Here is a 2,700-nt window from a genome sequence, read left to right on the forward strand (position 1 = left end):
GCGTGATAAAGCTAGTTGCGAGGATGCGCGCCGTGCTTCTCGGCCGCGCGATAGAAGAGCGTGCCGTCCGTCTCGCACGGAACGAACCTGTCGCCCTCGTGCTGGCGGGTCTCGTCGCCCTTGGCCAGCAGGCAGACGATGGCCCCCTCCGGGCAGTCAAACGCAAGGTCGACTGCGCGCTCGATGGCGGCGGGCCGGTCCAGGATCACCTCGTGCGGCTGTCCGGCGGGCGTGGCGTCGCTCATCTGCTGGCAGATATCCGCAACAGAGTCGTGCGCCGGGTCCTCCTCCGTGTAGATGAGGTAGTCGGCCCACTTGGAGGCCTCCTGCGGCAGCTCCTGGCGGCGCTCGTAGGCCTTGCCGCCGGGCGCGCCAAACACGGCGATCACCTTGCGGCCCGCGAACTCCTTCACGATGGAGCTAAAGAACCGCTGGTAGCTCAGCTTGTTGTGGGCGTAGTCCACAATGGCCGTGACCTTGGGGTCGTCCGTCAGCAGCAGCTCCATGCGGCCGGGCACGCGCACGTGCGCAAGGCCCGCCACGACCTGCTCGCGCGGGACGCCAAGCACCTCGCACATGGCGATGGCGGCGCAGGCGTTGTCCACGTTAAAGAGGCCGGGCATGCTGACCGTGACGTCGCCCTCCCAGCTGGGGGTGTGGCAGGCAAACGTGACCTGGCCCTCGCCGGAGCGCACGTTGGTGGCCCACACGTCCGCGCCCGCCTCGCGCGCGGCGTCCGTGCAGCCAAACGTAACAAGGCGCTCGCAGCGCTTGGCGTGGTCCAGGATCGTGTCGACCTCGGCAGAATCGAGGTTCACGACCGCGGTCCGCGCCTGGTCAAAAATGCGGAGCTTGCTCGCAAAGTAATCCTCAAAGTTGGGGTGCTCCGCGGGGCTTATGTGGTCGCGCCCGATGTTGAGGAAGCAGGCCACGTCCAGGCCCAGGTCCACCACGCGGTCGTACTTGAGCGCCTGGCTGGACACCTCCATCACCAGGTAAGGCAGGTGCGAGCTCACGGCGTTGCGCACGTGGCGCCACAGGTCCGGGGCCTCGGGCGTGGTGTTCACGCTCTCAAAGCTCTCGACCCCGTCGTAGGTGTCGATGGAGCCCAGGATTGCGGCGCGGTGGGCGCGATCTTCTCGCCCGTCTGCGGCGGAGTCCAGGATCGCGCGCAGCATGTAGCTGACGGTCGACTTGCCCTTGGTGCCCGTGATGCCCAGCACCTGGATGTCGCGGTCCGGGTGGCCCCACGCGGCGGCGGAGGCCACGGCCATCGCGCGGCGCAGGTTGCTGGCAACCAGCTGCGGCACGCCGGGCGCCACGGCCGCGAGCTCGGCGGCGTGGTCCTCGTCGCACAGGTAGGCAACGCAGCCAGCCGCAAGCGCGGACGTGAGGTACGCGGGCTTGAAGGCCGCGCCCTTGCAGATGAACAGGTGGTTGGGTGCTGCGAAGCGCGAGTCGCAGTCTGCGCCGGTGACGCAGGTATCGGCAACCTTCCCGTCGAGGCCGCTCGTGCGGGAAAGAAGCCCGTTGGTGCCCAGAAGCTGGGCTATGCGCGCAAGAGTAATGGTATCCATGTGGGAAAGTATACGGCCAAACGCGGGCCTTTAGCGCCGGGCGGGTTGGTGTGATAAACTCACCACGCATGACACGGACGGTTGGCGCAGCGGCTAGCGCAGGTGCCTTACAAGCACAAGATCGGGGGTTCGAATCCCTCACCGTCCACCAGAGATCATCCGGCCCCGTATCCGCAGTCCGCGGTGCGGGGCCTTGTGGTAACGGCAGGCAAAGCAAAGCCGCAAGACAACGGCAGACAACGCAAAGACAGGGGAGAAGAACATGGCCCAGCAGCAGGAGGGCGCTCGCGAGCGCAGCTATGGCAGGGCGGCGGACGAGATGCGCCCCGTCAAGCTCACGCGCGACGTGATGATGAACGCGGACGGATCGTGCCTGGCGGAGTTTGGCAACACGCGCGTGATGTGCACCGCCACCATAGAGGAAGGCGTGCCGGGCTGGCGCAAGGGCGCCCGCGCGGGCTGGGTCACGGCGGAGTACGCCATGCTTCCCGCCTCCACCAACACGCGCTCGCGCCGCGAGTACAAGGGTCGCAAGGGACGCTCGATGGAGATCGAGCGTCTGGTTGGCAGAAGCCTGCGCGCCGTGTGCGACATGCACAAGCTGGGCGAGTACACTGTCACGTGCGACTGCGACGTGATCCAGGCGGACGGCGGCACGCGCACCGCCTCCATCACGGGCGCGTGGGTGGCGCTGCACGACGCGCTGCAGGCGGCCGTGGAGGCAGGCAAGATAAAGCACATGCCGCTCACGGGCCAGGTCGCGGCCATCAGCATGGGCAAGGTGGACGGCCGGCTGCTGCTGGACCTTGACTACCCGGAGGACAGCCACGCGGAGGTCGACCTCAACCTTGTGTGCACGGGCGAGGGCGGCATCGTGGAGGTACAGGGCACGGGCGAGCGCTCGACCATCAACCGCGACGAGCTCAACGCGCTGCTCGACATGGGCCAGGCGGGCATCGCAAAGCTCATACAGCTGCAAGACAAGGTGACGGGCTTTCAGGAGTAGGCCGCGGCAAGGGGCGCCGTACTTCTCGCCCGGTGCATCGTGTTAAGTCCAATTAACATATTGGGACTGCGGTGGGAATCTTGGACCAAAACGGGACGGGAAGGAAGCCGCATGTTC

At 66.9% G+C, this 2,700-nt stretch carries 2 protein-coding genes and 1 tRNA gene; 2 read left to right on the forward strand and 1 reads right to left on the reverse strand.

Annotated elements, in window-relative coordinates; translation table 11 throughout:
- Positions 1 to 11: 11 nt before the first annotated feature.
- On the reverse strand, positions 12 to 1,577 hold the full coding sequence (locus tag ACI38Z_RS02855; protein ID WP_439788674.1) for a Mur ligase family protein: 1,566 nt from the start codon (positions 1,575 to 1,577) through the stop codon (positions 12 to 14).
- A 75-nt stretch (positions 1,578 to 1,652) separates the two neighbouring features.
- Between ACI38Z_RS02855 and ACI38Z_RS02860 the strand changes: the two genes are divergently transcribed.
- Both ACI38Z_RS02860 and rph read left to right on the forward strand, forming a co-directional pair.
- A tRNA-Val gene (locus tag ACI38Z_RS02860) sits at positions 1,653 to 1,728 on the forward strand.
- Positions 1,729 to 1,839: 111 nt separating this feature from the next.
- The gene (gene rph, locus ACI38Z_RS02865; RefSeq protein WP_439788675.1) at positions 1,840 to 2,583 is read left to right on the forward strand and encodes a ribonuclease PH; all 744 of its coding nucleotides are present in this window, start codon (positions 1,840 to 1,842) and stop codon (positions 2,581 to 2,583) included.
- Positions 2,584 to 2,700 lie beyond the last annotated feature (117 nt).

The organism is Parafannyhessea sp. (assembly GCF_051876455.1).
Lineage (GTDB): Bacteria > Actinomycetota > Coriobacteriia > Coriobacteriales > Atopobiaceae > Parafannyhessea.